At 53.7% G+C, this 23,713-nt stretch carries 26 protein-coding genes and 1 other RNA gene; 10 read left to right on the plus strand and 17 right to left on the minus strand.

The window, feature by feature from the left end; all coding sequences use genetic code 11:
* Nucleotides 1-79: 79 nt before the first annotated feature.
* Together ADINL_RS04320 and ADINL_RS04325 are read right to left on the minus strand one after the other, a co-directional pair.
* Nucleotides 80-1,396, minus strand: coding sequence for an MFS transporter (locus ADINL_RS04320; protein WP_036544318.1), 1,317 nt, complete (start codon nt 1,394-1,396; stop codon nt 80-82).
* A gap of 16 nt (nt 1,397-1,412) precedes the next feature.
* Nucleotides 1,413-1,766: a hypothetical protein gene (locus ADINL_RS04325; RefSeq protein ID WP_051632559.1), complete on the minus strand. Its 354-nt coding sequence runs from the start codon at nt 1,764-1,766 to the stop codon at nt 1,413-1,415.
* Nucleotides 1,767-1,915: 149 nt separating this feature from the next.
* Here ADINL_RS04325 and rarD point away from each other — a divergent pair, with 149 nt between their 5' ends.
* Nucleotides 1,916-2,806, plus strand: coding sequence for an EamA family transporter RarD (rarD, locus tag ADINL_RS04330; RefSeq protein ID WP_036544320.1), 891 nt, complete (start codon nt 1,916-1,918; stop codon nt 2,804-2,806).
* Between the two features lie 78 nt (nt 2,807-2,884).
* Nucleotides 2,885-3,115: a DUF2798 domain-containing protein gene (locus tag ADINL_RS04335; RefSeq protein ID WP_036544322.1), complete on the plus strand. Its 231-nt coding sequence runs from the start codon at nt 2,885-2,887 to the stop codon at nt 3,113-3,115.
* A 21-nt stretch (nt 3,116-3,136) separates the two neighbouring features.
* Here ADINL_RS04335 and ADINL_RS04340 read toward each other — a convergent pair whose 3' ends face one another.
* The 13 genes from ADINL_RS04340 to smpB all read right to left on the minus strand — a co-directional run bounded on the left by ADINL_RS04340 (nt 3,137) and on the right by smpB (nt 14,014).
* Complete coding sequence (locus tag ADINL_RS04340) at nt 3,137-3,865, minus strand: M15 family metallopeptidase (protein ID WP_193364957.1); 729 nt, start codon at nt 3,863-3,865, stop codon at nt 3,137-3,139.
* A gap of 16 nt (nt 3,866-3,881) precedes the next feature.
* Entirely contained in the window at nt 3,882-5,159 is a 1,278-nt protein-coding gene (locus ADINL_RS04345; protein WP_036544323.1) for a TRAP transporter large permease, read from the minus strand.
* Nucleotides 5,156-5,647: a TRAP transporter small permease gene (locus ADINL_RS04350; RefSeq protein ID WP_036544325.1), complete on the minus strand. Its 492-nt coding sequence runs from the start codon at nt 5,645-5,647 to the stop codon at nt 5,156-5,158. Before ADINL_RS04350 ends, ADINL_RS04345 begins: the two co-directional genes overlap by 4 nt.
* Nucleotides 5,648-5,722: 75 nt before the next feature.
* A complete protein-coding gene (gene dctP / locus ADINL_RS04355; protein ID WP_036544327.1) occupies nt 5,723-6,754 on the minus strand; it encodes a TRAP transporter substrate-binding protein DctP in 1,032 nt (343 codons plus the stop codon).
* A gap of 97 nt (nt 6,755-6,851) precedes the next feature.
* Nucleotides 6,852-7,793, minus strand: coding sequence for a LysR family transcriptional regulator (locus ADINL_RS04360; protein ID WP_036544332.1), 942 nt, complete (start codon nt 7,791-7,793; stop codon nt 6,852-6,854).
* Between the two features lie 24 nt (nt 7,794-7,817).
* Nucleotides 7,818-8,855: a dihydroorotase gene (gene pyrC / locus ADINL_RS04365; RefSeq protein ID WP_036544334.1), complete on the minus strand. Its 1,038-nt coding sequence runs from the start codon at nt 8,853-8,855 to the stop codon at nt 7,818-7,820.
* 52 nt (nt 8,856-8,907) lie between these two features.
* Nucleotides 8,908-9,984, minus strand: coding sequence for a sulfate ABC transporter substrate-binding protein (locus tag ADINL_RS04370; RefSeq protein ID WP_036544336.1), 1,077 nt, complete (start codon nt 9,982-9,984; stop codon nt 8,908-8,910).
* Between the two features lie 80 nt (nt 9,985-10,064).
* On the minus strand, nt 10,065-10,463 hold the full coding sequence (locus tag ADINL_RS04375) for a SirB2 family protein (protein ID WP_036544338.1): 399 nt from the start codon (nt 10,461-10,463) through the stop codon (nt 10,065-10,067).
* 31 nt (nt 10,464-10,494) lie between these two features.
* Complete coding sequence (locus ADINL_RS04380) at nt 10,495-10,836, minus strand: type II toxin-antitoxin system RelE/ParE family toxin (RefSeq protein WP_036544340.1); 342 nt, start codon at nt 10,834-10,836, stop codon at nt 10,495-10,497.
* Nucleotides 10,836-11,315, minus strand: coding sequence for a type II toxin-antitoxin system Phd/YefM family antitoxin (locus ADINL_RS16630; protein ID WP_239644330.1), 480 nt, complete (start codon nt 11,313-11,315; stop codon nt 10,836-10,838). Before ADINL_RS16630 ends, ADINL_RS04380 begins: the two co-directional genes overlap by 1 nt.
* Nucleotides 11,316-11,411: 96 nt before the next feature.
* Nucleotides 11,412-11,769, minus strand: a transfer-messenger RNA (tmRNA) gene (gene ssrA, locus ADINL_RS16200).
* 45 nt (nt 11,770-11,814) lie between these two features.
* Entirely contained in the window at nt 11,815-13,428 is a 1,614-nt protein-coding gene (locus ADINL_RS04390) for a methyl-accepting chemotaxis protein (RefSeq protein ID WP_036544344.1), read from the minus strand.
* A gap of 103 nt (nt 13,429-13,531) precedes the next feature.
* Nucleotides 13,532-14,014 (minus strand): SsrA-binding protein SmpB, encoded by a 483-nt coding sequence (gene smpB, locus ADINL_RS04395; RefSeq protein ID WP_036544345.1) that lies wholly within the window; start codon nt 14,012-14,014, stop codon nt 13,532-13,534.
* 85 nt (nt 14,015-14,099) lie between these two features.
* Here smpB and ADINL_RS04400 point away from each other — a divergent pair, with 85 nt between their 5' ends.
* The 3 genes from ADINL_RS04400 to ADINL_RS04410 are packed head-to-tail and all read left to right on the plus strand — an operon-like array spanning nt 14,100 to nt 16,226.
* Entirely contained in the window at nt 14,100-15,461 is a 1,362-nt protein-coding gene (locus ADINL_RS04400) for a sodium-dependent transporter (RefSeq protein ID WP_036544347.1), read from the plus strand.
* A gap of 20 nt (nt 15,462-15,481) precedes the next feature.
* A complete protein-coding gene (locus tag ADINL_RS04405) occupies nt 15,482-15,913 on the plus strand; it encodes a type II toxin-antitoxin system RatA family toxin (RefSeq protein ID WP_036544350.1) in 432 nt (143 codons plus the stop codon).
* Complete coding sequence (locus ADINL_RS04410) at nt 15,906-16,226, plus strand: RnfH family protein (protein WP_051632560.1); 321 nt, start codon at nt 15,906-15,908, stop codon at nt 16,224-16,226. Before ADINL_RS04405 ends, ADINL_RS04410 begins: the two co-directional genes overlap by 8 nt.
* An 18-nt stretch (nt 16,227-16,244) precedes the next feature.
* Here ADINL_RS04410 and ADINL_RS04415 read toward each other — a convergent pair whose 3' ends face one another.
* Nucleotides 16,245-16,571, minus strand: coding sequence for an outer membrane protein assembly factor BamE (locus ADINL_RS04415; protein ID WP_036544352.1), 327 nt, complete (start codon nt 16,569-16,571; stop codon nt 16,245-16,247).
* An 89-nt stretch (nt 16,572-16,660) separates the two neighbouring features.
* Between ADINL_RS04415 and fur the strand changes: the two genes are divergently transcribed.
* Nucleotides 16,661-17,083: a ferric iron uptake transcriptional regulator gene (gene fur, locus ADINL_RS04420; protein WP_036544354.1), complete on the plus strand. Its 423-nt coding sequence runs from the start codon at nt 16,661-16,663 to the stop codon at nt 17,081-17,083.
* Between the two features lie 59 nt (nt 17,084-17,142).
* Here the strand turns inward: fur and recN are convergent, their stop codons facing one another.
* Entirely contained in the window at nt 17,143-18,807 is a 1,665-nt protein-coding gene (recN, locus tag ADINL_RS04425; protein ID WP_036544356.1) for a DNA repair protein RecN, read from the minus strand.
* A 173-nt stretch (nt 18,808-18,980) separates the two neighbouring features.
* Between recN and grpE the strand changes: the two genes are divergently transcribed.
* The 4 genes from grpE to dapB all read left to right on the plus strand — a co-directional run bounded on the left by grpE (nt 18,981) and on the right by dapB (nt 23,712).
* Nucleotides 18,981-19,619, plus strand: coding sequence for a nucleotide exchange factor GrpE (gene grpE, locus ADINL_RS04430; protein WP_239644331.1), 639 nt, complete (start codon nt 18,981-18,983; stop codon nt 19,617-19,619).
* 96 nt (nt 19,620-19,715) lie between these two features.
* Nucleotides 19,716-21,629, plus strand: a complete 1,914-nt coding sequence (dnaK, locus tag ADINL_RS04435; protein WP_036544358.1) for a molecular chaperone DnaK — start codon at nt 19,716-19,718, stop codon at nt 21,627-21,629.
* Between the two features lie 109 nt (nt 21,630-21,738).
* The gene (gene dnaJ / locus ADINL_RS04440) at nt 21,739-22,872 is read left to right on the plus strand and encodes a molecular chaperone DnaJ (RefSeq protein ID WP_036544360.1); all 1,134 of its coding nucleotides are present in this window, start codon (nt 21,739-21,741) and stop codon (nt 22,870-22,872) included.
* A 30-nt stretch (nt 22,873-22,902) separates the two neighbouring features.
* Nucleotides 22,903-23,712: a 4-hydroxy-tetrahydrodipicolinate reductase gene (gene dapB / locus ADINL_RS04445; protein ID WP_204368195.1), complete on the plus strand. Its 810-nt coding sequence runs from the start codon at nt 22,903-22,905 to the stop codon at nt 23,710-23,712.
* The last annotated feature ends 1 nt before the right edge of the window (nt 23,713 follow it).

The raw sequence follows: 23,713 nt of genomic DNA on the forward strand, positions 1-23,713 counted from the left end.
TTCCCTGTATGAATAAGCGGGTTCCAAGCACGAAATTGCGTTGTGACTATAGCCTGATAGCCGGATTTTCTCCACCCCGTCAGCCGGATACTTCGGGCCAGCGTTGGCTTAACCAGGCGCCAGCCAGGCCTGCAACTCCCAGTAAAATCAGGGTCCCCTGGATAGATATCAGGGCTGTCAGAGCGCCCAGCAAGCCGGTGAGCAGCAGTATGGCGCCAATCACAGAGTTACTCACGGCGACATAGTCGGTACGTCGATTTCCTGAGGCCATGTCCACCAGATAGGTCTTGCGGCCCAGGCGCACCCCGGCATGTGCGACTCCCAGGCCAAAAAATGTCAGTAAATAGAGTGCCATCGTTGCTTCGGCGGGCATGCCCAGCCAGGAAATACCCGCCACAAATATTGACAGCACACCGGCCAGAGCACAGGCCAGAGCAAACACCTGACGGCTGGATTGGTCTGCCCAGCGCCCCCAGATAGGCGAGCTGATCAAGCCGGCCAGACCTTCCACTGCAATAAACAGTCCTAGCAGGCTAATGGCGCTGCCAAGATCTTCACGCGCCAGCGCAATATAGAATGGAGCGGCCAGGCCGGACCCCATCGCCAGTGCACGTGCGATGACAAACAAACGGAAGGGTTTGTCATCGCGCAGCAGCTGCAGGCGTCCCAGCGCATGAGCCAGGCCATTGGCTCCCTCTTCGACTGCACCGGGAAACTCGATAATGCGACTGAAACACCACACAGCAGCAAACCAGCAACCGGCAGCCAGGAACAGTAATGCGGTATAGAGCCACAGAGAAGTGTCTTGCTGAATCTGGCTGAGTGCTAGTCCGATACTCAGGGCGACCAGTCCAGAGGCCGCACTGATCCAGCCGGACAGACGTCCACGGCGTGTTTTGGGCAGGGTTTTTCCCAGTACATCCTTGTAAGCCACAGAGCAGGCTCCACGCGCCAGACTGAACAGGACCAGCAGTCCTATCAGGCTGCCTCCTGCCACCCAGCCCTGCAGTGTCAGCGCACAAAACCCCATTGCCATCAGGCATAACCCCTGCAGGGTGCCACCGATAACCCAGGTCCATTTACGAATCGGCTGGCGTCTGACCCAGGCGCCGATCAACATTTGCGGCAGCATGGAACCAGATTCACGAATCGGGACCAGCAGGCTCAGCATCCAGGCGGGTGCACCCAGATGCAGGAGCAGCCAGGGCAAGGTCGTTTTGGCACTGGCCAGCTTGTCGGCCAGATTGCTGAGCGTGTTGGCCAGTAGCAGTGCAAAGAAGTTGCCCGGAACGACTTTGCAGGCATCTTCAGGAATATCTTTGCATACCCGACCTTCATCATCTTCTGCCAGACGCTCGTAGAGTGAATCTATCCGCCCTTGATGTTGCGTTGTCATGTGTATCCTTAGTGTTTTAACGCTTCAGCAGCAGGGTTTGCTTGCGTTTATCATCCGCCTGTCCTGCGCAGAATTCCTGTTGTTGGCCGTTGGCATAACGTACTTTAACATTAAATCCCATTCCCGGTTCGTGGTTGAGATGCAATAGGCGAGCTTCTCCGGGTGGCAAGCGTAATGTCAGCAGGTCGGATTGTCCGATGGCATTACCAAAATTTAATTGAATGGACTCAATGGCAATTGTGTCAGTGTTCTTGAACGTGACATAGAGTCCGTTGTCAGGTTGAAGTATGACATACATCGCGGCAGCACCTGACAGCAGGCCCAGAAGCAGCGCAGGCAGTGAAAAGCGCAGTAGTATTCCATGATTCATTCGGCTCACCTCACACGGGCTGTTCAGTCCGTCCGTATTACTTGAACAGCGAATACTAATATAATAAAACTGATCGGTCTATAAAGGTTATTGAGCTGAATTTTATATCACTACAGGTTAAGCTCTGGTCCTTGCACAAGGAGAATTACATGCAGGGTCTGTTACTGGCGTTGTCTGCCTACATTATCTGGGGCTGCTTTCCGCTGTTTTTTAATCTACTGTCCCATGTTCCTTCACTTGAGGTATTGGCGAACCGGATTGTCTGGTCTGTTGTAGCCACTCTGTTACTGATTCTGCTATTAGGTAAGCGGAACCAGTTGCTGGAAGTGTTGAAAAATCGACAGCTGATGCCTTGGCTAGCACTGACTTCAGTCTTGATTTCGGCCAACTGGTTGCTGTTTATCTGGGCGGTGACACAGCATCGGGTGATGGAAGCGAGTCTGGGGTATTACATGACGCCGCTGATCAGTTTGCTGCTGGCGCGACTACTGCTGAAAGAAGCGCTGCATCCGCTTCAGGCTGTGGCTGGCGCACTGGCGACCGTGGCAGTGGTTTGGGAGCTCTACAGCCTTGGCAGTTTGCCATGGATTTCATTAACCCTGGCGTTGACCTTTGGATTTTACGGTCTGGTGCGCAAGCGTTATCCTGTTGACGGGTTGTGTGGCCTGACGGTTGAAGCTTCGCTGGTGTTGCCGATTGCACTGTTATGGTTGCTCTGGCAGTTCTGGAGCCCGACACAGAATCTGTTGTTTGGGGAGACAACTGACACCACTTTGCTGTTGATTGCTTCCGGTATTATGACGGCAATACCGTTACTGCTGTTTGCCGCAGCGGCAAAGCGCCTCGATTTATCGGTCGTTGGGTTTATTATGTATATTAATCCCACACTGCAGTTTCTGATTGCCGTGTTTATCTTCAAGGAAGACTTTCCGCCGCAGCGTGTGGTCACCTTCGTGCTAATCTGGACGGCGTTGGTATTGTTTATGTGGGGGATGTGGCAGGCCCGCAAGGCTCAGCAACAGGCTGTTGAATTGGGTTGAGTGCTGCATCAGTGACAAATGCAGTCATTCACTATATATTAGATTATAGTTATTTAACTACATTGTCAGGTATTGAAGATGATCTTTTCTGCCCGTTATCAGCGCTTGGTGTTCACATTATTGATGTCAGTTTATATGGTGTCGATCATGACATTTGTGATCACGCTGGTGAACACCGGCATGGTAGATGGCTTTTTGCTGCGCTGGCTGAAAGCCTTTGTGGTGGCCTGGCCGGTTGCATTTGTGCTGATTCTGGTTGGTGCGCCACGACTACAGAAACTGGCCAGCAAGCTGATACGTCAGACATGATCATGCCTGACGTATCCTGGATCAGAGTGAAAACTCTGTAGGTCCGTAGAGGGCATGAGCCGCGCCACTGTAGCTGGCCCAGAGCTGATCTCCGAAATCGTAGTGCCACCATTCACTGGGCAGGTTGGTGAAGCCCTGTTGAGACATGGCATTGAAGAGCAGGCGTCGACGATCACGGGCAATCTGCTCTGCGCTACCCTCTGCAAACTGTTCGAAGTAATCGGTATGCGAAGCCGGTGAAGCTTCATCGAAACGGGTACCCATATTCAGCATCAAGCCGTCGGCATCGCATAGGGTGACATCGACGGCCCCACCGGTCAGATGCGGACTGGGAGCCAGCGGGTCACGGCTGGCAATCGAAACAAACTCACGCGTCATCGCGATGAGCTCAGCTTCGCTGGCGCCCGGGTGTTGGTGGTGCATGGTTTCATACAGGCTGTCAAACAGATACTGCTGTACCCGCCAGGGGCGCCAGCCATCCAGAATCACCAGACTCAGGCCATCAGGTAGCGAGCGCGCCACTGCCAGCAGGCGGCGGTAGACACCCTCGCGGATAAAACAGTCAGCTACCGCGCCGGGTGTGCCCAGTCGATTATAGGCAGGGAACACCTTGATCGGTGCGGGTGCCAGAGATAAAGGCACCAGCGGTTCGGCACACTCCTGAATTGGAATCTGACTGACCTGGCTCCAGTCAGGTTCCGTCTGGTGGGGAATGGGTTTTAGCAAGCGTTCGTTGTGTAACGATTTCATAGTGTTCAACATCCGTTTATCCGAGCGTGTTAGGCAGCCAGAGCGTCAGTGCCGGGAAGAGTATCAGCAAGAGCAGAACCAGAATGGCGGTCAGTACAAAGGGCCAGATGGTCTTGAACAGCTCGACGATTTCGATGCGACTGACCGCTGCTGCGACAAAGACACAGGCTCCCATGGGCGGTGTAATCAGGGCAATGGTGATATTCAGCGTAATGATGATGCCCAGATGCACAGGGTCGATGCCGGCCATCATGGCAATGGGGGCAAAAATAGGCGTCAACAGCATCAATGCCGAAACTTCTTCCATGAACATACCCGTGATAAAGGTGATCAGGCTGAGTATCAGCAGAATCATGACCGGCTTATCCACATAGGGTGCCAGCAGCTCAACAAACTGAGCCGGTACCTGTGCGTAGGACAGTAGCCAGCTGATGGTGGCTGAGGCTGCCATGATCAGAAAAATAGCTGATGTCAGGCGAGCCGTGTCCTTGATCGCCTGCCACAGCGCGCGCAGGCTGAGTTGCCCCAGCAGCATGCCACACAGCGCCACATAGGCAGCGGTCAGAGCACCGGATTCTGTCGGTGTGACGATTCCCATGACGATACCCGCCACGATGATAAAGGGCGCGACCAGTGCGGGCATGGCACCGAGCGTTGCTACTGCCAGCAGCTTTAACGGTGGAAATCCGCCTTGCTTCTTGAGCTGGTGTTTCCATGCATACCAGGCGTTCAATCCCATGAAGGCGATACCCAGAATCAGGCCGGGAATGACACCTGCCAGGAACAGGCTGCCGACGGAGGTGTTTGTCAGCGAAGCATAGAGGATCATGAAAATACTGGGTGGAATAATCGGGCCGATCAATGAGCTGCCGGCAGTAAGTCCCGCCGCAAACGCGGTAGAGTAACCCTCTTTTTTCATCGCGGGTACCAGCAGTGAACCCAGCGCTGAGGTATCGGCTACTGCCGAGCCATTCACACCGGCAAAGAACACGCTGGAGACGACATTCACATGACCGACGCCACCGCGCAGATGGCCCACCAACAGTTTTGCCAGACGCATCAGGCGTTCGGTCAGGCCACTGGCATTCATCAGATTGCCTGCCAGAATAAACAGTGGAATTGCCATCAGTGAAAAGACGTTAATACCACCAAAAAACTGTTGTGGCATGATGCGCCCGATCATGCTGGGGTCAACAAACAGAAAGCCCACCACGGCGGTGGTCAGAAGGGCCAGAAACAGGGGTAGCCCGAGCAGTACATGGGCCAGGAAAACGAGCAGCATTACCAGAGTCATTCCGGATTCTCCGACATCACGGGCAGGCGTTTAGGGCCATGCAGTAATACCTGCACAGCCAGCAATCCGAAGCCGATGGGCATGGACAAGAGTGGCCAGGTTCGGCTGATCCCCAGTCCAGGGGTTTTGAACATGCCGACAGACAGCGCATAGCGGTAGCTGAATACCGCCGCACACACGGCGATCCCCAGTGTTAACAGCCACTGATAGGTGATCAAAAGTTGGGACAGGCGTTTAGGCAGCCGGGTCTCCAGCAAGGCAATACGCATATGTCCCCCTTCAACCCATACGGCTCCCGCAGCCAGCAGGGTGCAGCCGATGATCAGGAAACGGGCGGCCTCATCGGTCCAGATCGGAGCACCCCCGACGAGATAGCGCAGTGTCACGGCATAGAGAATAATCAGTATATTGGATAGCAGCAGCGCGCTAGCCAGCAGCAGTGTCGTGCGTTGCAGCCACGACAGTGTCTGTAATCGTAACCAGTTCATAGGATTTCCATCGTAAACAGGCCGGAGCAGCGCTGAGCACTGCTCCGGAGAGAGACGTCACTGACGAGAATCACTTCACTTGGCGAGTGCTTTGGCGTCTTCCAGAGCCATCTCGATCAGCTGTGGATCAATTCCTCGCTCATGCAGCCAGGTCAGGAATGCCGGTTGACCGATGCTGCGGAAGGCTTCCATGTCTTCGGTGCTGGGACGAATCACTTCCATGCCTTTTTCAGCCAGGAAGGCGATACGTGATTCTACCTGTGCTTCGTTGTGAGTACGTGCAGCAGCGGTGGCTTCTGCAACAGCTTCAAGGAAGGCTGCACGAGTCGTGTCATCCAGGCTTTCCATCAGCGCGCTGTTACCGACCAGGAACTGCATGGAGTACTTGATGTTCGCCAGCGTCAGGTACTGCTGTACTTCATACAGACTGCCCAGAATGATATACATCGGCGGGTTCATCTGACCATCCGCTACACCGGTGCGCAGTGACATATACACTTCAGTCCAGGGAATGGGCGTGCCGGATGCGCCAAAGGCTTCATACAGCGCGACCTGGCTGGGGTCCATGGCACGGAAACGCAGTCCCTCAAAGTCTGCAGGTGAGTGGATCGGACGCTTGTTGTTGGTAAACGCCAGGAATCCGCCTTCCTCAACGACTGCCAGCATATCGACACCGGCACGTTCTTTCAGTTTGGCCGAAATAGCCTGCCAGTACTGACCTTCATCAAAAAAAGCCCGGGCTGAATCGAAGTTCTCGAACAGGAACGGTGTCGCACTGACAAACACCTCGTCAACCAGAGGAGAGACACCCGCAAAAGAAGCAATATTCAGGCTGGGTGAGGTCATGGTTTGCTCCATGCGCTCTTCTTCGGTGCCCAGCATGCTGTTTGGATAGAGTACCAGCTCGATCTGCCCGTTGGTTTTCTCTTCTACCAGCGACTTCAGGTGAGTTGCAAAAACATGTACGGCGTTTTTATCCGGATCTGGCGCGCCGTTGTAACTCAGGTTAACGCTGGTGGCGGCGGTTGCATAGCTGCTCAGGGTAGCGGCGCACAGCAGACAGCTGGCAGCCAGTGCTTTCAGGGAAAACCCTTTGTGTCTCAACATAATGATCTCCATTGTTGTTATTCAGAGTGGCCGGTAGACCGGTTAGCTCGATCTTAGGAGTTGATATGTTGACTATGCAATAGAGAAGGTGTTGTTATTATAACAACACCTTCTGGCCGCTGAGACGCGGTGCATCTGCACGAAAAAAGTGCATACCCTGACGCAGGTGGGCGACACAGGCCTTGGCAGAAAGGGTCAGCTCATGACCGGCCAGGCTGACAATCTGGGCACGGGCACCGTTGAGAATACTGTGCGCCATTGGCAGCGCATGGATTTCACCGCGCTGCAGTTCAGCGGCTACAGTGAGTTCCGGCATAAAGGTCACGCCAATACCGGAACGGACAAAGTTTTTCAGCACTGTGACTGAATTGGTATGCAAGCGGGCATGCAGGTGTACGCGTTCCTGTTGTGCCACCATATTGACCATCTGGCGCATGCCAAAGGGGTTATCCATCAGCCCCAGGGGCAGACCTTGCAGCTCACTGAGGTGAATCGGACGATTCAGTGCCAACAGCGGATGTTCCGGTGGCACTATCAGATCAAGTGGCTGACAGGTTTCCACGTGACAGGTCAGCATCGGGTCAACGGGTGGGGCATAGAGCAGGGCAATATTGACCTCCATCTCCTTGACCAGTGCAATGGCTTCATTCACTCCCGCCATACGCACTTCGATTTCGATTCCATCAAAAGCCGACATGAAGGACTGTAGCGGTGCTGCAATCAGGTCGCTGAGGAAACCTTCTCCAACAGCGATCCTGACTTCACCGCGAGCCAGTCCCTGAATCGCCATAATCTGTGACAACACCACTTCTTCTGCACTGCGCTGGGTGTGGTAGTGGCGAACCAGCAAGCGTCCGGCTTCGGTAGGGCGCATCCCATTACCCTGGCGCTCACACAGGGCTACACCCAATGTTTCTTCCAGGCTTTTAATGTGGCGGCTGAGCGCAGAAGCATCGATATGCAGATGGGCAGCGGCCCGACGAATCGAGCCCCGCTTGACCACTTCATTCAGACACGCCAGCGCACGCTGATTGAGCATAAGCCTTACTCCAGCAGGCGTCGATCAGACAGCCAGTTTCCAGCGCAGGGTTTCACCCGCACGTAATGGCACGATCACATCCTGCCCGAAGGGCATTTCGAGAGGCGCTTGCCAATCCTGCCGGACCAGGGTGATCTGCTCGGTGTTACGTGGCAGGCCATAGAAATCAGCACCGTTAAAGCTGGCAAAGGCTTCCAGTTTATCCAGTACCCCAAGATCTTCAAAAATCTCGGCATACAGCTCGATAGCGGCATAAGCACTGTAACAACCGGCACAGCCACAGGCATTTTCCTTGGCGCCTTTGGCATGCGGAGCGGAGTCTGTGCCCAGGAAGAACTTATGACTGCCACTGACGACAGCATCCTGAAGAGCTTGCTGGTGGGTGTTACGCTTGAGAATCGGTAAGCAGAACAGGTGTGGCCGGATACCTCCTACCAGCATATGGTTACGATTGTACGCCAGGTGCTGAGGTGTAATGGTTGCACCGACCTTATCACCATGTGCCAGCACAAACTCGGCGGCATCACGGGTAGTGATATGCTCGACCACCAGCTTCATGTGAGGATGGCGAGCTGCCAGCGGGGTCAGGATCTCATCCAGAAACTGCTTTTCACGATCAAAAATATCGACATGCTGATCAGTGACTTCGCCATGGACCAGCAAAGGCATGTCTGCCTCGGTCAGCGCCGCACAGATATCATCCAGCCTGCCCAGATCCGTCAGACCCGAGTCCGAATTGGTGGTGGCTCCGGCAGGATACAGCTTCACTGCCTTGACGTGCGGGCTGGCACCGGCCGCTGCGATCATGTCGGCAGTGGTGTTATCCGTCAGATAGAGGGTCATCAAGGGATCAAAACTGATCCCCTGCGGAACGGCGGCCAGAATACGTTCACGATACGCCAGTGCCTGTTCCAGATGTGTAACAGGTGGCTTCAGGTTCGGCATCACAATGGCGCGGCCCATCTGGCGGGCGGTTGCCGGAACAACATGTTCCAGCACCTCACCATCACGTAAATGCAGGTGCCAGTCATCGGGGCGGATCAGCGTCAAACGGTCAGTCATGGTGTAGAGTTTTCCAGCAAACAATTAAGTGAGCTCAGTGTATCACACACCCTCAGCGACGGTTCAACTGGTCGAACACTCCACCATTACTGAAGTGTTTTTGATGCACATCCTGCCAGCTGCCAAACAGCTGCTCCAGACGAAAGAGCGTGACGGGCTGAAACAGGCTCAGTACTTCAGCGTCAAGGTGTTCCGGGTGCTGTGGCCGGAAAAAATGCTGCGCCGCCAGCGCCTGTCCCGCTTCAGAATAGAGATAATTGACATAGGCATTGGCCACTTCGGTGGTTTGACGACGCTCGGTATTCTGAGTCATCACCGCAACCGGCGGCTCTGCCAGAATCGACAGGCCGGGAACAACCAGCTCCAGACCGTTGTGCTCCAGATGCTGCAGACTCAACAGCGCTTCGTTTTCCCAGGCGATCAACACGTCACCCATGCCGCGCTCGACAAAAGTGTTACTGGCACCTCGCGCCCCGGTATCCATCAGCAGCACCCGGCTGAACAGCTGTCGTACAAAATCACGCGCCGCTGCTTCCGCCTGCTCATGCTGAGCTGCTTCGGCAGTCTCCAGTGCGCTCAGGCCGCCCAGTGCCTGGATATAGGCATGTCCCCAGGCCGCCAGATAGTTCCAGCGAGCACCACCCGAGGTTTTCGGGTTGGGGGTAATAATGCTGACATCGTCACGAATCAGGTCATCCCAGTCCTGAATGCCTTTCGGATTACCTTCTCGGACCAGAAAGACAATGGTAGAGGTGTAGGGGGAGGATGCATGAGGTAACTGTGCTTGCCAGTCAGCGGGCAAACGTCCCGTACGTTCGACAACCATGTCGATATCATAGGCCAGCGCCAGTGACAGAATATCTGCGTTGAGGCCCTGCATGACGGATAGCGCCTGGCGGCCAGAACCCCCATGCGACATGCGTACACGTAGGGTATCGCCGGATTCGGCTAACCAGTGTTCGGCAAAGAGCGCGTTGTATGCCTGGTAGAACTCACGGGTCGGGTCGTAGGATACATTTAACAGATCAATATCAGCCGCCTGAGCGTTGCTGGACACACTCACAAGTCCCCCAAGAAACACTCCCAGACCTAATTGGCGAACGTTTTTTAACCAGGCGATACCCTTCATGACTCAGTGCTCCGTCAGATTCTAGAGCGCTGAGCATAAAGCGTATTTTATAAAACTAAAAAGAATTAATAATTATTTTTTTATAACTGGAATCTGGTTGCCCATGAAAGTGGGTGATGCTGATGTGCAGCACCCAGCATATAGATAAACACCAGAATCGCTAGACAGGCAGCTATTGCCCGAATGCGGGGTGTAGGCCCACGCTTGATTGCCAGCGTTCCCAGAAAAATGTACAGCAACAACGCAACCAGTTTGGCGCTGAGCCAGTCAGGGAGCGGCCAGAGCTGCAGGAATACTGCCATCGATACGCCCAGCAATAACAGCAGGGTATCCAGTAGATGCGGTGTCACCCGAACCCAGGTGGACTTTAGGCGGTGGTCTTCGGCAACCGACCAGACTGCTCGCAGGATAAAGAACGCAAGGCTGCAATAGGCTGCGGTGATGTGTAGATGTTTGATCAGCAGGTAGTGTTCTGACATAGTGGTTTAGGCTGGTGCGAAGTGCTCCGGGTTAAGCGCCTAACAGGCGACGGGCGAGTACGGCTTGCATGTCACGGCGTCCGTCAGCAATCAGGTAAATAATGACTTGGTTGCCGGTGGTGCGGTAAATCACGCGGTAGGGTTTGAAGAAAGTCTGACGGTATTCTTTGATCCCAAGACCTACCAGCTCCTTCGGATAGCGGCCAGGTTCTGGGAATTTCGACAGACTCTCCACAACCGCCATCAACTCATCCAAAACAGAGTTGGCGTTGGTCACACAGTCGAACTCGGAGATGTAGTCGTGGATGGCCTCCAAGTCTTGCTCCGCGCCTTCGGTAAGCAGGACCTCAAACTTGGCAGATCTGCCTGACATCAGGTAGAGGCTCGCTTGGCGTGGAGGCGGGCAACAACGTCAGCCACAGGCTTGACCTTGCCAGCGATCACATCCTGATTACCCAGCGCAAGGATTTTCAGTAAGGCCAGTGTTTCTTGCGTCTCTTCGTACGAAGCGACGTCTTGAAGCACAGCCTTCGCTTCACCATTTTGTGTAATAACCATCGGTTCGCGCTGCTCCGCTAGGTTCGTCAAAACCTCGGCTGCATTGGCCTTGAGATAGCTGATCGGTTTGACTTGTGATGAATAGCGCATGGCGGGCTCCAGATCTAAATAGGACTTAATATAGTCTTTATATGGTTCTGTGGCAAATCGCCTGAACTTGTCTTTGGTTTGAAGAGAGAAGCGAATTTCGCGTTCAGGGATGTTTAGAGACTGGCGAAGGTCTTTGGGCGCGACAAAACGGGCAAAGAAATAGCCTGTCGAAGATCGGTATGTGTAGGGTGGGGACGAAGTCATTGAGACCCCCCCAGTGTCACCTGTGAGTGTCACCAATCGGGTTGGGAAAGTTCTCTTGATAAGAAAATGATTGTGAATCAATCATTTATGGCAATTTGGTGGAGGTGGCGGGTTTCGAACCCGCGTCCGCCAATCCTCTGCCTTAGGACCTACATGCTTAGGCATCTCTATTTAGTTAACCCATCACGACCCGAGAGCCAGGGTGTTTAGGGCGAGCTCTTTTAGTTTTAACCCTTCAGCTTAGAGCAAAGCATCCAGGCGATTCTGTCTCGTATGACACCGCGAACCTCTGAGTTACAGACACCTTAGAGTGCGGCGCTAGCTGACTTATGCAGCTAGAGCGTAGTTATCGTCGTTTGCAACTATAACTGTGTGATGAGGGATTTACGAGAATCATCACGTTCTCGGCATGCACCCAAGGGTTCGTAATCGGCGTCGAAGCCATGTCACCCCCAGATATCAGCGCCAGTATAGCGGATACTGGCGCAAAGCAGAAGTATTAAACTTTGAACTGTTCCACTTCGGCTTTCAGGCGCTGGGCCAGTTCGGTCAGTTGCTGGCTGGCCTCTGCTGTCTGATCTGCGCCACTCACGACTTCGCTGACGATGCGGGCAACGGTATGTACATTCTCGTTGATGTCATTGGCAACTGCGGTTTGCTCTTCGGTTGCGGAAGAGATCTGCACGTTCATGTCCATGATGCGATTCACTGCTGTGCTCATGGCTTCGAAGGTGCTGCCGTTTTCACGCGCATTGTCGACTCCGGCGCGTGCGGCCTGAGTGGATTTCTGCATTTCGCGGACAGACTCTTTGGCAACTCGTTGCAGGTCGCTGATGCTTTGTTGTATGCGTTCAGTGGACTGCTGGGTGTTGCCTGCCAGATTGCGGACTTCATCGGCGACAACAGCAAAGCCGCGTCCGGCATCACCGGCACGTGCCGCTTCGATGGCCGCATTCAGAGCCAGCAGGTTGGTTTGTTCGGCAATGGCCTCTATGACATCCAGTACTTCGGTGATGCGCTCTGCCTGGGCATCCAGGTTGCTGATGCGCTCTGCCGATGAATCGATGCTTTCAGCCAGAGATTCGATGGCACGAATGGTGTCATGGGTGCGGTTTAGGCCAATGCCGGCTTGCTCATTAGCCTGCTCAGCTGATGTCGATGCACTCTGTGCATTGCTGGCTACTTCGCTGATTGCAGCGGTCATCTGGTTGATGGCTGTGGCGATCATGGTGGTTTGTTGTTCCTGATCGCGCGCACCGCCACTGACCTGTGAACTGATGGCGCTCATCTCTTCTGCTGCTGCAGCCAGCTGGTCTGTGGCATTGCCAAGGCTTTTGATCAGTTGCTGGAAATGGTCCATCATGCTGTTGAAGTAGCGGCTGAGTTCGGCGATTTCATCCTTGCCCTGAATGTCGGCGCGCAGTGTCAGGTTGGAGTCTCGGCTGATGTGTTGCACTGTCTCTGACAGGCGTTTCACCGGGGTCTGGATGGAGACGGAGATGCGCCAGGCCAGCAGTCCGCTGATCAGTACCACCAGGGTGCCTACGATGATAAACATGTTGCGGTCACGCTGGTACTGGGCATCTGCACGGTCACGTAAGGCTGCGGCGGCCTCAAGTTCCATATCGATCAGTCGGTTGAGGCTTGCTGTCAGCGGGTCATAGGCTGCCGCCAGGTTGTCGTTGAAAATAGGTAGTGGGGTCAGGCGCAGTCGCCCAGATGCTGCTTCTTCCAGCATTTTTTTCTGCAAGTCGAGTACCGCTTTGATATGGGTATCTGCTTGCTGAAAAGCGGCGTTGGTATTGGCTTGTAGCAGTCGTTCCCAGGCTGCGTTGCCTTCGCTTTCTGCGCGAGCCAGGCGTTCCTGAAGATCAGGCTCCAGAATCTGCCCGGAGCGGAATTGTCTCAGGGCGTTGGCGCTGTCAGCGGTAAATGCGTCAGATACGGTTTTCAGCTCTCGAATAGGCAGGATGCTGTCGTTGAACATGGTGTCGGTGTTCTGGTTCAGTAACCGCATATCATTCAGTGCGACGCTGAAGCTGATGATCAGTGCCAGAATAGGAAATACGCTGAGTATGATCAGGCGTGTGGCGACTTTGAGTTGCGTGAGCATAACAGTACCTCGACAGCTTGTGTTTCAGCACATTATGCCGATATCACCGAGGTGTGCAAATTTATGCAACTTTAGTCTAATTTTTGATCAGGGATATCCAGTATTAGCCGTTGGCAGCTGTTGCCATTACGCGCTGCTTCTGGCGTTCCCAGTCTTTGTCTTTTTCAGCGGCGCGCTTGTCATGCAGCTTCTTGCCTTTGACCAACGCAATTTCGCATTTTACGCGGCTCTGTTTCCAGTAGAGAGCCAGGGCTACACAGGTATAGCCTTTGGCCTGAGTTGCGCCGATCAGACGGTCGATCTCTCGCTTGTGCAGGAGTAACTTGCGGTCACGTCTGGGGTCTGCCAGGGTGTGCGTGCAGGTTGAGATGATCGGTGTGAAGTGTGCACCGACCAGCCAGGCTTCGCCGTCTTTCAGTACAACATAGGAATCGACCAGCTGTGCGCGGCCAGCCCGCAGGCTTTTGACTTCCCATCCGGACAGGGCTAATCCTGCTTCGAACTTTTGTTCAATGCTGTAATCGTGACGTGCCTTTTTGTTCTGGCAGATAGTGGCGCTGGTAGGTTTTACTTTCTTTTTTGACATGCGCGAATTATATAGACGAGACAGGGGCTTTGAAAGCTGTTTTACTTGAAGTCTCAAAGAGGTACTTCATTCACGAAGAGAGTCTATGCAAACGGATCGTAAAGCGCAGGAGCTATGGTCGCATCGCAGTGTGTTCATTCTGGCACTGATGGGTTCATCGGTCGGCCTGGGCAATATCTGGAAATTTCCGTATCTGACCAGTGAGCAGGGTGGTGGCACCTTTGTATTGCTGTACCTGGCCTGTGTGTTGCTGGTGGGTGTGCCGATGATGAAAGCTGAAGTGCTGCTGGGACGGCATACACGTAGTAATCCGGTGCAGGCAATGCGCTTGCTGAGTCGGGAGGCCGGTGTATCGGAGCGTTGGCGAATCCTTGGCTGGTTGGCGGTGCTGACGGGGGTGCTGATTTTCTCGTTTTATGCAGTAGTTGCTGCGTGGATTTTCTATTACGTATTTTCCTTATCTGCAGGTTTGCTGGCGGATGCGGGCTGGGAGCAGTCGAACAATTTCTTTTCACGAATGCTGGCGGACCCGGATACGCTGTTGACCAGTCATACCTTGTTCATGCTGGTGGTGCTGTTGATTTTAGGCGCGGGTGTACGGCGCGGACTTGACCGTGCCATCCGTTATCTTATGCCTCTCATGTTGTTGCTGGTGTTGATTCTGCTGGTTTATGCCTATCAATCCGGTTATTTCTGGCAGGCCTACCAGCAGTTGTTTCAGTTTCGCCCCGAGCGTATTGATGGCGCGATGGTGTTGGCTGCGTTAGGGCATGCCTTTTTTACGCTGTCGTTAGGTACGGGTGCTGTGATGACCTATGGCGCGTATCTGAGTCGCAAGGAGTCTATAGGACAGGCCGTTGCCTGTGTGGGGGTGTTGGACACGCTGTTGGCTCTTTTGATCGGTATGGTTATTTTCCCGGTGTTGCTGGCGGCCCAGATGCCTTCGACCTCTGGACCTGAATTGCTGTTTATCAGCTTGCCGGTGGCGTTTGGTCAGTTGCATGCCGGGCAGGTGTTATGCGTGATGTTCTTTTTGCTGGTCGGGGTGGCGGCTGTGACATCCGCTATCTCCTTGATGGAGCCCTTCACAGCGCTACTGGAACAGCAGTGGGGTTTGCGTCGGGTTGTGGCAGCCGTGATCTCGGTGGCTACGGCCTGGTGCATGAGTCTGGCTGTTTTATTTTCCTTCGGTCATCTGGCCGGTGTGACCTGGTATGGCATGAATCTGTTTGAACTGCTGAACTTTGTCACGACCTATTTCCTGCTGCCGCTGGTCAGTCTTGCCATCATGGTGTTTACAGGTTGGATTTTGAGTCGGCGGATTACGCAGAGTGAATTAACCCTGTCGGTTCCCGGCTATTACTTGTGGCGGCTGTGCCTGCGGTATCTGGTACCTTTGGCGATTGGACTCATTTTTTTGACAAATCTGTATAATGTCAGCTTTTGACCTGAATAGACTGAAACCGCATGACTGAAATTCACAAGAGTGCGTTGGTGTTGCACACGGCTGAGCAGATGTTTGATCTGATCAACGATGTGGGTCGCTATCCTGAGTTTGTGCCCTGGTGTGCCAAAACTCAGGTGATTCATGAGTCTGAGGATGAGATTCAAGCGACCTTGCATGTTGCCAAAGCTGGATTAAGCTATAGTTTTACCACGCGTAATCGCAAGCGTCGTCCCGTATATATGGATATGAATCTGGTAGAAGGGCCGTTTTCAACCTTCAGTGCTGCCTGGCATATCACGCCTTTGAGTGATGAGGCGTGCAAAGTTGAATTTACCATGAAGTATGATTTTGCTGGAAAACTGGCCAGTCTGGCCATGAATAAGGTGTTTAGCAGTGTTGCGGCAACCATGGTTGATGTGTTTGTAGAGCGGGCAGATAAACTCTATGGCTGAGGTTGAGCAAATGATTCGTGTTGAAGTGGCCTACGCACTGCCGGATGAACAGAAAATTGTGGCGTTAAATGTGCACGAAGGGACGACAGTGCATGAGGCGGTAGTACTGTCAAAGCTGCATGAGCATTTTCCGCAGATTAATCCGGATACTGATCCGGTCGGGATTTTTGGCAAGGCCGTGAAAGATCCGCATACCACTCTGTTGCGAGCTGGCGATCGGGTAGAAATTTATCGCCCGTTGCTGGCAGACCCAAAAGAGATTCGGGCGCGAAAGGCTGCGGAGAAAGCTGCCCGGGAAAAAGCAGAGAGCTGATTTCCCCGGGCGAATGTATTAGTTTGAATCACCGCCTGGGCGGAAGTCGCCACTGATACGGCTGAGCTGGCCATTGTCAAAGAAGAGCGTGATACGCTCCTGCTGACGAGGCCCGCCACCTTGCTGGATGCTGTAGAGATAGTCCCAGCGTTGGTCGGAGAAGGTGTCGGTGATCAGCGGGGTTCCCATGATGAAGCGCACTTGACTGTGCGTCATGCCGGGACGTAGCTGATCAACCATTTCCTGAGTCACCACATTGCCTTGGGGGATGTCAATTTTGTACACCCCGGGGAAGCAGCCGGACAGGAAAAGGGTGGCCGCCAGAGCAATCAGAATCTTTCGCATGGGTAAATAACTTCCACTTTGCAGCGTAAACAATGATAATGAAGTCTACCACTGCAGATCCCAAACCGTATAGTAAATAGAGATAGATTATGGCATTAGAGAATCAGGAGCTCCGTAAAGCAGGGCTTAAAGTTACCTTGCCGAGGGTAAAAATTTATCAGCTGCTGGAACGCGCAGGCGAGGGAGAGCATTTCAGTGCAGAAGACATTTACAAAATGTTGATGGAAATGGGTGAAGATGTTGGCCTGGCAACCGTATATCGGGTGCTGACTCAGTTTGAGTCGGCGGGTCTGGTGTCACGTCATCATTTTGAAGGCGGTCATTCAGTATTTGAGCTGGCGCGTGATGATGATCATGACCATATGGTGTGTGTTAAAACCGGTCGTGTCTGCGAGTTCACTGATCCTCGTTTGAATGAACTGCTGGATGAAATTGCCGAGAAAAATGGCTTTTCTATCTCTGATCGTACTCTGTACCTCTACGGTCAGTTCAAAGATGATGTCCAGGGCTGATAGCCGCTGCTAACTCGCTGTATCCGGCAGCCCTCCCTTGGGGAGGGCTGCCGGAAGAGTCAGTGCTGCAACATCTCTTTTGCGTGAGTCAGGGTGGCGTCAGTGACCTGGATGCCTCCGAGCATGCGTGCCACTTCCTGTAAGCGCGCACCATCATCCAGATGGTGTATCTGTGTGTGTGTTTGTTGTCCCTGGTTGCGCTTGCTGACGAACAGATGCTGATGTCCCTGCGAGGCGACCTGCGGTTGATGCGTGACGCAGAGTATCTGGGTACGCTCACCCAGCTCACGCAGCAAGCGTCCGACGACTTCGGCGATGGCGCCACCAATACCGACATCGACTTCATCAAACACCAGTGTAGGCGTGCTTGAGGTTTGTGCCGTGATGACCTGAATGGCCAGGCTGATGCGTGACAGTTCACCACCGGATGCAACTTTCGCCAGCGGTCGTGCCGCCTGTCCCCGGTTGGCGGCGATCAGAAACTCTACCTCTTCCAGTCCCTGTGCATTCCAGCGCGCCTCTGGCTGGCGTGACAATTGGACGCTGAAGCGGGCATCCAGCATGCCCAGACTTTGCAGTTGCGCATCAACGGCCTTCTCCAGTTTTGTAGCGTGCTTCTGACGTGCATGGCTGAGCTGTTCGGCCAGTGTCAGATAGTGCTGGCGTGCGGCCAGTGCTTCGGTGTGCAGTTGTTCCAGGGCTTCGTCGGATTGATGCAGACTGTCCATTTCGTCCTGCAGGGTTTGCTGTAATGCCAGCAACTGATCCGGTTGTACCCGGTGTTTGCGGGCAACATCATAGATGCTGCTCAGTCGCTCTTCGACGGTATGCAGTCGTTCGGGGCTGATCTCAATGGCGTCGAGATAGTGGCGGAGTTCATGGGATGCTTCATCTACCAGTATTTGCGCATTATTGAGCATTTCGCTGACTTGTGAGAGAGCCGGGGCGTGTCGGCTCAGTTGTAACAGTAATTGCTGGCTCTGATTCAGCAGGCTGATGCAGTTCTGCTCATCATGCTCGGCGATAATCTCAATCACCTGGTGGCCGCTTTGCAGTAGCTGCCCTGCGTTTTCCAGCAGCTTTTGCTCCTGCTCCAGCTGTTCCAGTTCTTCGGGTTGCAGTGCCAGTTGTGACAGCTCTTCCAGCTGGTAGCTGAGTAACTGGGTGCGGGCTGTTTTTTCTGCACTTTCTTCGGTGAGTTGTCGGAGTGTCAGGTCCAGCTTTTGCCAGCGCTGATAGTGTTGACGTACCGCTTCGGCAGTTGTGCCTTGTCCGGCAAAGTTGTCCAGCAGAACGCGATGATATTCACGGTGCAGCAGGCGTTGATGTTCATGCTGGCCATGGATGTCCACCAGCATCTGCCCCAGCTCCTTGAGCTGGTTCAGCGGTGCGGGTTGGCCGTTGATATAGCTGCGACTGCGGCCTTCGCGGGTGATGATACGGCGAATCTGGCACTCATGCTCCTGTTCCAGATCGTGCTGGCGCAGCCATTCCTGTGCTTCAGGTATGGCTTGCAGATCAAAGGTGGCCGTGATTTCGGCACGCTCCTCGCCATCGCGAACGGTATCACTGTCCGCTCGGTCACCGAGCGTCAGACCGAGTGCATCCAGCATGATGGACTTACCGGCACCGGTTTCACCGCTAATCACGGTCATGCCGTCTTTCAGTTCCAGTTCCAGCTGGTCAACCAGTGCAAAATTTTTAATCAGCAGATGTGTGAGCATGATGACAATACATGGTTATTTATACAGTGTTATGTATAAGATATTTTCGGGAAGCCTGCAAGAGGGATGTAAAGTCCTGCACGAAAAATTCTTGAGAATGCTTGAATCGTGGAATTCTGTCCCCATTAATCAGGCATTCTCAAGCTATTGCAGATGATCACAGGAGAAAGTGGATGGCTAACGATCAGCAGAAACCTTCGGATACAGCACCGGAAACACCGGAGCCGATGGCGGCTGACGCTGTTAACCCGGACCTTGAGCAGTCGGATGCGGCGGCGGTTGAAGCCGATGCCACAGAAACGGCTCAGGCAGATAATGCATCAGTGGAGCTGAATGACAGTGCTCAGAGTGATCTGGCGCTGGCACGTGATGAAGTTGAGCGCCTCAAGCAGGAGCTGGTGGAAACACAGTTGCGTGCCCAGGCGGAGATTCAGAATGTGCGTCGTCGAGCTGAACTGGATGTCGAAAAAGCGCACAAGTATGCCCTGGACAAGTTTGCTCAGGAGCTGCTGCCTGTTATCGACAGCCTTGAACGTACGGTAGACGCCTGTCCTGCAGATGATGAAGCAACCCGTGCTTTGCGCGAAGGCGCTGAGATGACGCTGAATCTGTTTATCAGCAGTGTGGCCAAGTTCAATCTGAATGTGGTGGATCCTGTCGGTCAGGCATTCGATCCTGAGCTGCATCAGGCGATGTCGATGGTCGATGCACCGGGTGCTGAAGCCAATACAGTGGTGGCGGTGATGCAGAAAGGTTACACGCTGAATGGTCGACTGGTGCGCCCGGCGATGGTGATGGTCGCAAAAGCCTGACAGAGGCTTGAAATGTCCTGATTCGATCCTCATATAAGGATCAACAGTAAAACACAGAATTCAACCGCTCGGCGGTTCTAGAGTACGGAGAGTAAAATGGGAAGAATTATCGGTATTGACCTGGGTACAACCAACTCCTGCGTGGCTATCCTGGATGGTGACAAAACCCGCGTCATTGAGAATGCTGAAGGGGATCGTACCACGCCGTCGATCATAGCCTTTACCAATGATGGCGAAACCCTGGTCGGACAGTCTGCCAAGCGTCAGGCAGTGACAAACCCGGACAACACACTGTTTGCGATCAAGCGTCTGATCGGTCGTCGCTTTGAAGATGATGTCGTTCAGAAAGATATCAAAATGGTGCCTTACAAGATTGTCAAAGCCGACAACGGCGATGCCTGGGTTCAGGTGCGTGACAACAAGATGGCACCGCCACAGGTATCCGCTGAAGTTCTGAAAAAGATGAAGAAAACGGCTGAAGATTACCTGGGCGAGCCAGTAACCGCTGCCGTTATCACGGTGCCGGCTTACTTCAATGACTCACAGCGTCAGGCTACCAAGGATGCCGGTAAGATCGCCGGTCTGGAAGTGAAACGTATCATCAACGAGCCGACTGCTGCTGCACTGGCTTATGGTATGGATCAGTCCAAAGGCGACAAGACGATTGCTGTCTATGACCTGGGTGGTGGTACGTTCGACGTATCGATCATTGAGATTGCGGATGTTGATGGTGAGCACCAGTTCGAAGTACTGGCGACCAATGGTGATACCTTTCTGGGTGGTGAAGACTTCGACCTGGCGGTAATCAACTACCTGGCGGACCAGTTCAAGAAAGAGTCCGGTATTGATCTGCACAACGATCCGCTGGCACTGCAGCGCCTGAAAGAGGCGGCTGAAAAAGCCAAGGTTGAGCTGTCTTCTTCTCAGCAGACAGATGTCAACCTGCCTTATATTACAGCGGATGCAAGCGGTCCGAAGCACCTGAACGTTAAACTGACACGTGCCAAGCTGGAGTCGCTGGTTGAAGAGCTGGTTGAGCGTTCACTGGAGCCGTGCAAAATTGCATTGAAAGATGCCGGTCTGTCTGCATCTGAAATTGATGAAGTGATTCTGGTCGGTGGTCAGACACGTATGCCTCTGGTACAGAAGCGGGTATCTGACTTCTTCGGCAAAGAGCCACGTAAGGATGTTAACCCGGATGAAGCGGTCGCCATCGGTGCTGCTATTCAGGGTGCGGTCCTGTCAGGTGATGTGAAGGACGTTCTGTTGCTGGACGTGACACCGCTGACCCTGGGTATCGAAACCATGGGCGGTGTTGCAACGCCTCTGATTGAGAAGAACACCACGATTCCAACCAAGAAATCCCAGGTGTTCTCAACAGCGGATGATAACCAGACCGCCGTGACCATTCACGTGGTTCAGGGTGAGCGCAAGCAGGCGAACCAGAACAAATCGCTGGGACGTTTTGATCTGGCTGACATTCCGCCTGCACCACGCGGTGTGCCACAGATTGAAGTGACTTTCGATATCGATGCCAACGGTATTCTGAATGTGTCTGCCAAAGACAAGGCGACTGGAAAACAGCAGTCTATCGTCATCAAGGCCTCCTCTGGTCTGAGTGATGAAGAAGTCGAGCAGATGGTACGTGATGCCGAGGCGCATGCTGAGGAAGATCGCAAGTTTGAAGCCCTGTCTCAGGCGCGTAACCAGGGCGATGCCATGGTGCATACCGCCAAGAAAACGCTGAAAGATGCAGCGGACAAGGTTACAGACGAGGAAAAAACCAAGATCGAAGCGGCGATCGTTGAGCTTGAAGAAGCGCTGAAAGGTGATGACAAAGACGCTATCGAAAGCAAGACTGAAGCGCTGACTGAAGCTGTCTCCGGGGTTGCACAGAAGATGTATGCCGATGCGGCTGCAGCTGAAGGCGCACAGGGGCAGGCTGATGAAAAGCCCGCTGATGACGTGGTCGATGCCGAGTTTGAAGAAGTGAAGGATGACAAAAAGTAATCCTTCATGCCTGGCATGAACCATTGAAATGAAGGCGACGCGGGCAACTGCCCGCGTTGTCGTGTCCGGCTCCCGCAGGAGTCATCGTTAACCGGATCAGATTCGGACTATGTCAAAAAAAGACTATTACGAACTACTGGGTGTCCCGCGCGATGCCTCAGACCGCGATATTAAAAAAGCCTATCGTCGCCTGGCGATGAAATACCATCCTGACCGTAATCCGGATGATAAGGATGCAGAAGACAAGTTCAAAGAGCTGAGTGAAGCTTATGAAGTATTGTCTGATGCCCAGAAAAAAGCCGCCTATGATCAGTTTGGTCATGCCGGTGTTGATGGGCAGGGTATGGGCGGCGGTTTCCGCGGCGGGTTTGAGGGTAACTTCTCCGATATTTTCGGGGATGTATTCGGCGATATCTTTGGCGGCGGTGGTGGCCAGCGTCGCAGCAGTGTTCAGCGTGGTGCTGATCTGCGTTATAACCTTGATCTGACACTCGAAGAAGCGGTACGTGGCTGTGAAAAGAGCTTGCGTGTCCCGACTCTGGTGAGTTGTGAGGTCTGTGACGGCAGTGGCGCCAAACCGGGCACCAGTGCCAAAACCTGTGGTACCTGTGGTGGTATGGGGCAGGTACGGATGCAGCAGGGCTTTTTCTCGGTACAGCAGACCTGTCCGACCTGTCACGGTGCCGGTAAAGTGATTGCCGACCCCTGTAATGCCTGTCACGGACAGGGACGGGTGGAAAAAGTCAAAACCCTGCAGGTCAAAATTCCGGCCGGTGTGGATACTGGTGACCGTATTCGCCTGTCAGGTGAAGGAGAGGCCGGTGCTAATGGTGGTCCGGCGGGTGATCTCTATGTTCAGGTCAGTGTGCGAGAGCATCCCATTTTCCAGCGTGACGGCAAACACCTGCACTGCGAAGTACCTATCAGCTTTGTAGATGCTGCGCTCGGTGGTGAACTGGATGTGCCAACGCTGGATGGACGGGTCAAGCTCAAGGTGCCAGCGGAAACGCAGACCGGTAAACTCTTCCGCTTGCGTGGCAAGGGAATTACCCCGGTTCGGGGTGGCAGCGTCGGTGATCTGATGGTCCGTGTCATAGTGGAGACGCCGGTAAGCCTGAACAGTCGCCAGAAAGAACTGCTGCGCGAATTCCAGGAAGCCACTGAAGAAGGGAAGCACAAACACAGTCCCAAGCGACACGGTTTCTTTGATTCAGTGAAGAAATTTTTTGAGGATATGACCTGATCCTGATCAGGTCACAAGGCAGGTAACACGATGCTGAGAATTGCTGTGACAGGTGCGGCGGGTCGCATGGGCAAAACCCTGATTGAGGCGATCCAACAGGCCGAAGGTGCTGAGCTGACTGCGGCGATTGTTGAGCCAGGTAGCTCACTGGTCGGTGCCGATGCCGGTGAGCTGGCGGGTGTAGGCAAGCTGGGTGTCAAACTCAGCGGTTCGCTGGCTGAGGTGAAGGATGACTTTGATCTGCTGATCGACTTCACTGCACCGGAGGTGACGCTGCAGAACCTTGCCTTCTGCGAAGCAGCAGGCAAGAAACTGGTGGTCGGTACAACCGGACTGGATACTGATCAGAAAGCGCGTTTGCAGCAAGCCGCCGAACGCATTGCGTTGGTGTTTGCGCCCAACATGAGTGTGGGTGTCAATCTGTGCTTCAAATTGCTGGAAATAGCTGCCAGGGCTCTGGGTGATGATGGCGGCTATGATATTGAAGTCATTGAAGCACACCATCGTCACAAGGTTGATGCGCCTTCGGGTACAGCCTTGCGTATGGGTGAAGTGGTCGCAGATGCGTTGGGACGTGATCTGAAAACCTGTGCGGTCTATGGTCGTGAAGGTCAAACCGGACCGCGAAGTGCCAAGGAAATCGGGTTTGAAACTATTCGTGCCGGGGATGTGGTTGGTGATCATACGGTGCTGTTTGCTACAGAGGGCGAGCGCATCGAAATTACTCACAAGGCATCCAGCCGTATGACCTTCGCCAAGGGGGCCGTGCGTGCCGCGCTGTGGCTTGCGGATAAGCCGCAAGGGCTGTTCGATATGCAGGATGTGCTCAACCTGAAATAAA

It is taken from the genome of Nitrincola lacisaponensis, assembly GCF_000691225.1.
In the GTDB taxonomy this organism is placed as follows: Bacteria; Pseudomonadota; Gammaproteobacteria; order Pseudomonadales; family Balneatricaceae; genus Nitrincola; species Nitrincola lacisaponensis.

Excerpts from the sequence above, each read along its gene's own strand:
- ADINL_RS04320 (WP_036544318.1), bottom strand. The coding sequence starts at position 1,396 with ATGACAACGCAACATCAAGGGCGGATAGATTCACTCTACGAGCGTCTG.
- ADINL_RS04325 (WP_051632559.1), bottom strand. The coding sequence starts at position 1,766 with ATGAATCATGGAATACTACTGCGCTTTTCACTGCCTGCGCTGCTTCTG.
- rarD (WP_036544320.1), top strand. The coding sequence starts at position 1,916 with ATGCAGGGTCTGTTACTGGCGTTGTCTGCCTACATTATCTGGGGCTGC.
- ADINL_RS04335 (WP_036544322.1), top strand. The coding sequence starts at position 2,885 with ATGATCTTTTCTGCCCGTTATCAGCGCTTGGTGTTCACATTATTGATG.
- ADINL_RS04340 (WP_193364957.1), bottom strand. The coding sequence starts at position 3,865 with ATGAAATCGTTACACAACGAACGCTTGCTAAAACCCATTCCCCACCAG.
- ADINL_RS04345 (WP_036544323.1), bottom strand. The coding sequence starts at position 5,159 with ATGACTCTGGTAATGCTGCTCGTTTTCCTGGCCCATGTACTGCTCGGG.
- ADINL_RS04350 (WP_036544325.1), bottom strand. The coding sequence starts at position 5,647 with ATGAACTGGTTACGATTACAGACACTGTCGTGGCTGCAACGCACGACA.
- dctP (WP_036544327.1), bottom strand. The coding sequence starts at position 6,754 with ATGTTGAGACACAAAGGGTTTTCCCTGAAAGCACTGGCTGCCAGCTGT.
- ADINL_RS04360 (WP_036544332.1), bottom strand. The coding sequence starts at position 7,793 with ATGCTCAATCAGCGTGCGCTGGCGTGTCTGAATGAAGTGGTCAAGCGG.
- pyrC (WP_036544334.1), bottom strand. The coding sequence starts at position 8,855 with ATGACTGACCGTTTGACGCTGATCCGCCCCGATGACTGGCACCTGCAT.
- ADINL_RS04370 (WP_036544336.1), bottom strand. The coding sequence starts at position 9,984 with ATGAAGGGTATCGCCTGGTTAAAAAACGTTCGCCAATTAGGTCTGGGA.
- ADINL_RS04375 (WP_036544338.1), bottom strand. The coding sequence starts at position 10,463 with ATGTCAGAACACTACCTGCTGATCAAACATCTACACATCACCGCAGCC.
- ADINL_RS04380 (WP_036544340.1), bottom strand. The coding sequence starts at position 10,836 with ATGTCAGGCAGATCTGCCAAGTTTGAGGTCCTGCTTACCGAAGGCGCG.
- ADINL_RS16630 (WP_239644330.1), bottom strand. The coding sequence starts at position 11,315 with ATGACTTCGTCCCCACCCTACACATACCGATCTTCGACAGGCTATTTC.
- ADINL_RS04390 (WP_036544344.1), bottom strand. The coding sequence starts at position 13,428 with ATGCTCACGCAACTCAAAGTCGCCACACGCCTGATCATACTCAGCGTA.
- smpB (WP_036544345.1), bottom strand. The coding sequence starts at position 14,014 with ATGTCAAAAAAGAAAGTAAAACCTACCAGCGCCACTATCTGCCAGAAC.
- ADINL_RS04400 (WP_036544347.1), top strand. The coding sequence starts at position 14,100 with ATGCAAACGGATCGTAAAGCGCAGGAGCTATGGTCGCATCGCAGTGTG.
- ADINL_RS04405 (WP_036544350.1), top strand. The coding sequence starts at position 15,482 with ATGACTGAAATTCACAAGAGTGCGTTGGTGTTGCACACGGCTGAGCAG.
- ADINL_RS04410 (WP_051632560.1), top strand. The coding sequence starts at position 15,906 with ATGGCTGAGGTTGAGCAAATGATTCGTGTTGAAGTGGCCTACGCACTG.
- ADINL_RS04415 (WP_036544352.1), bottom strand. The coding sequence starts at position 16,571 with ATGCGAAAGATTCTGATTGCTCTGGCGGCCACCCTTTTCCTGTCCGGC.
- fur (WP_036544354.1), top strand. The coding sequence starts at position 16,661 with ATGGCATTAGAGAATCAGGAGCTCCGTAAAGCAGGGCTTAAAGTTACC.
- recN (WP_036544356.1), bottom strand. The coding sequence starts at position 18,807 with ATGCTCACACATCTGCTGATTAAAAATTTTGCACTGGTTGACCAGCTG.
- grpE (WP_239644331.1), top strand. The coding sequence starts at position 18,981 with ATGGCTAACGATCAGCAGAAACCTTCGGATACAGCACCGGAAACACCG.
- dnaK (WP_036544358.1), top strand. The coding sequence starts at position 19,716 with ATGGGAAGAATTATCGGTATTGACCTGGGTACAACCAACTCCTGCGTG.
- dnaJ (WP_036544360.1), top strand. The coding sequence starts at position 21,739 with ATGTCAAAAAAAGACTATTACGAACTACTGGGTGTCCCGCGCGATGCC.
- dapB (WP_204368195.1), top strand. The coding sequence starts at position 22,903 with ATGCTGAGAATTGCTGTGACAGGTGCGGCGGGTCGCATGGGCAAAACC.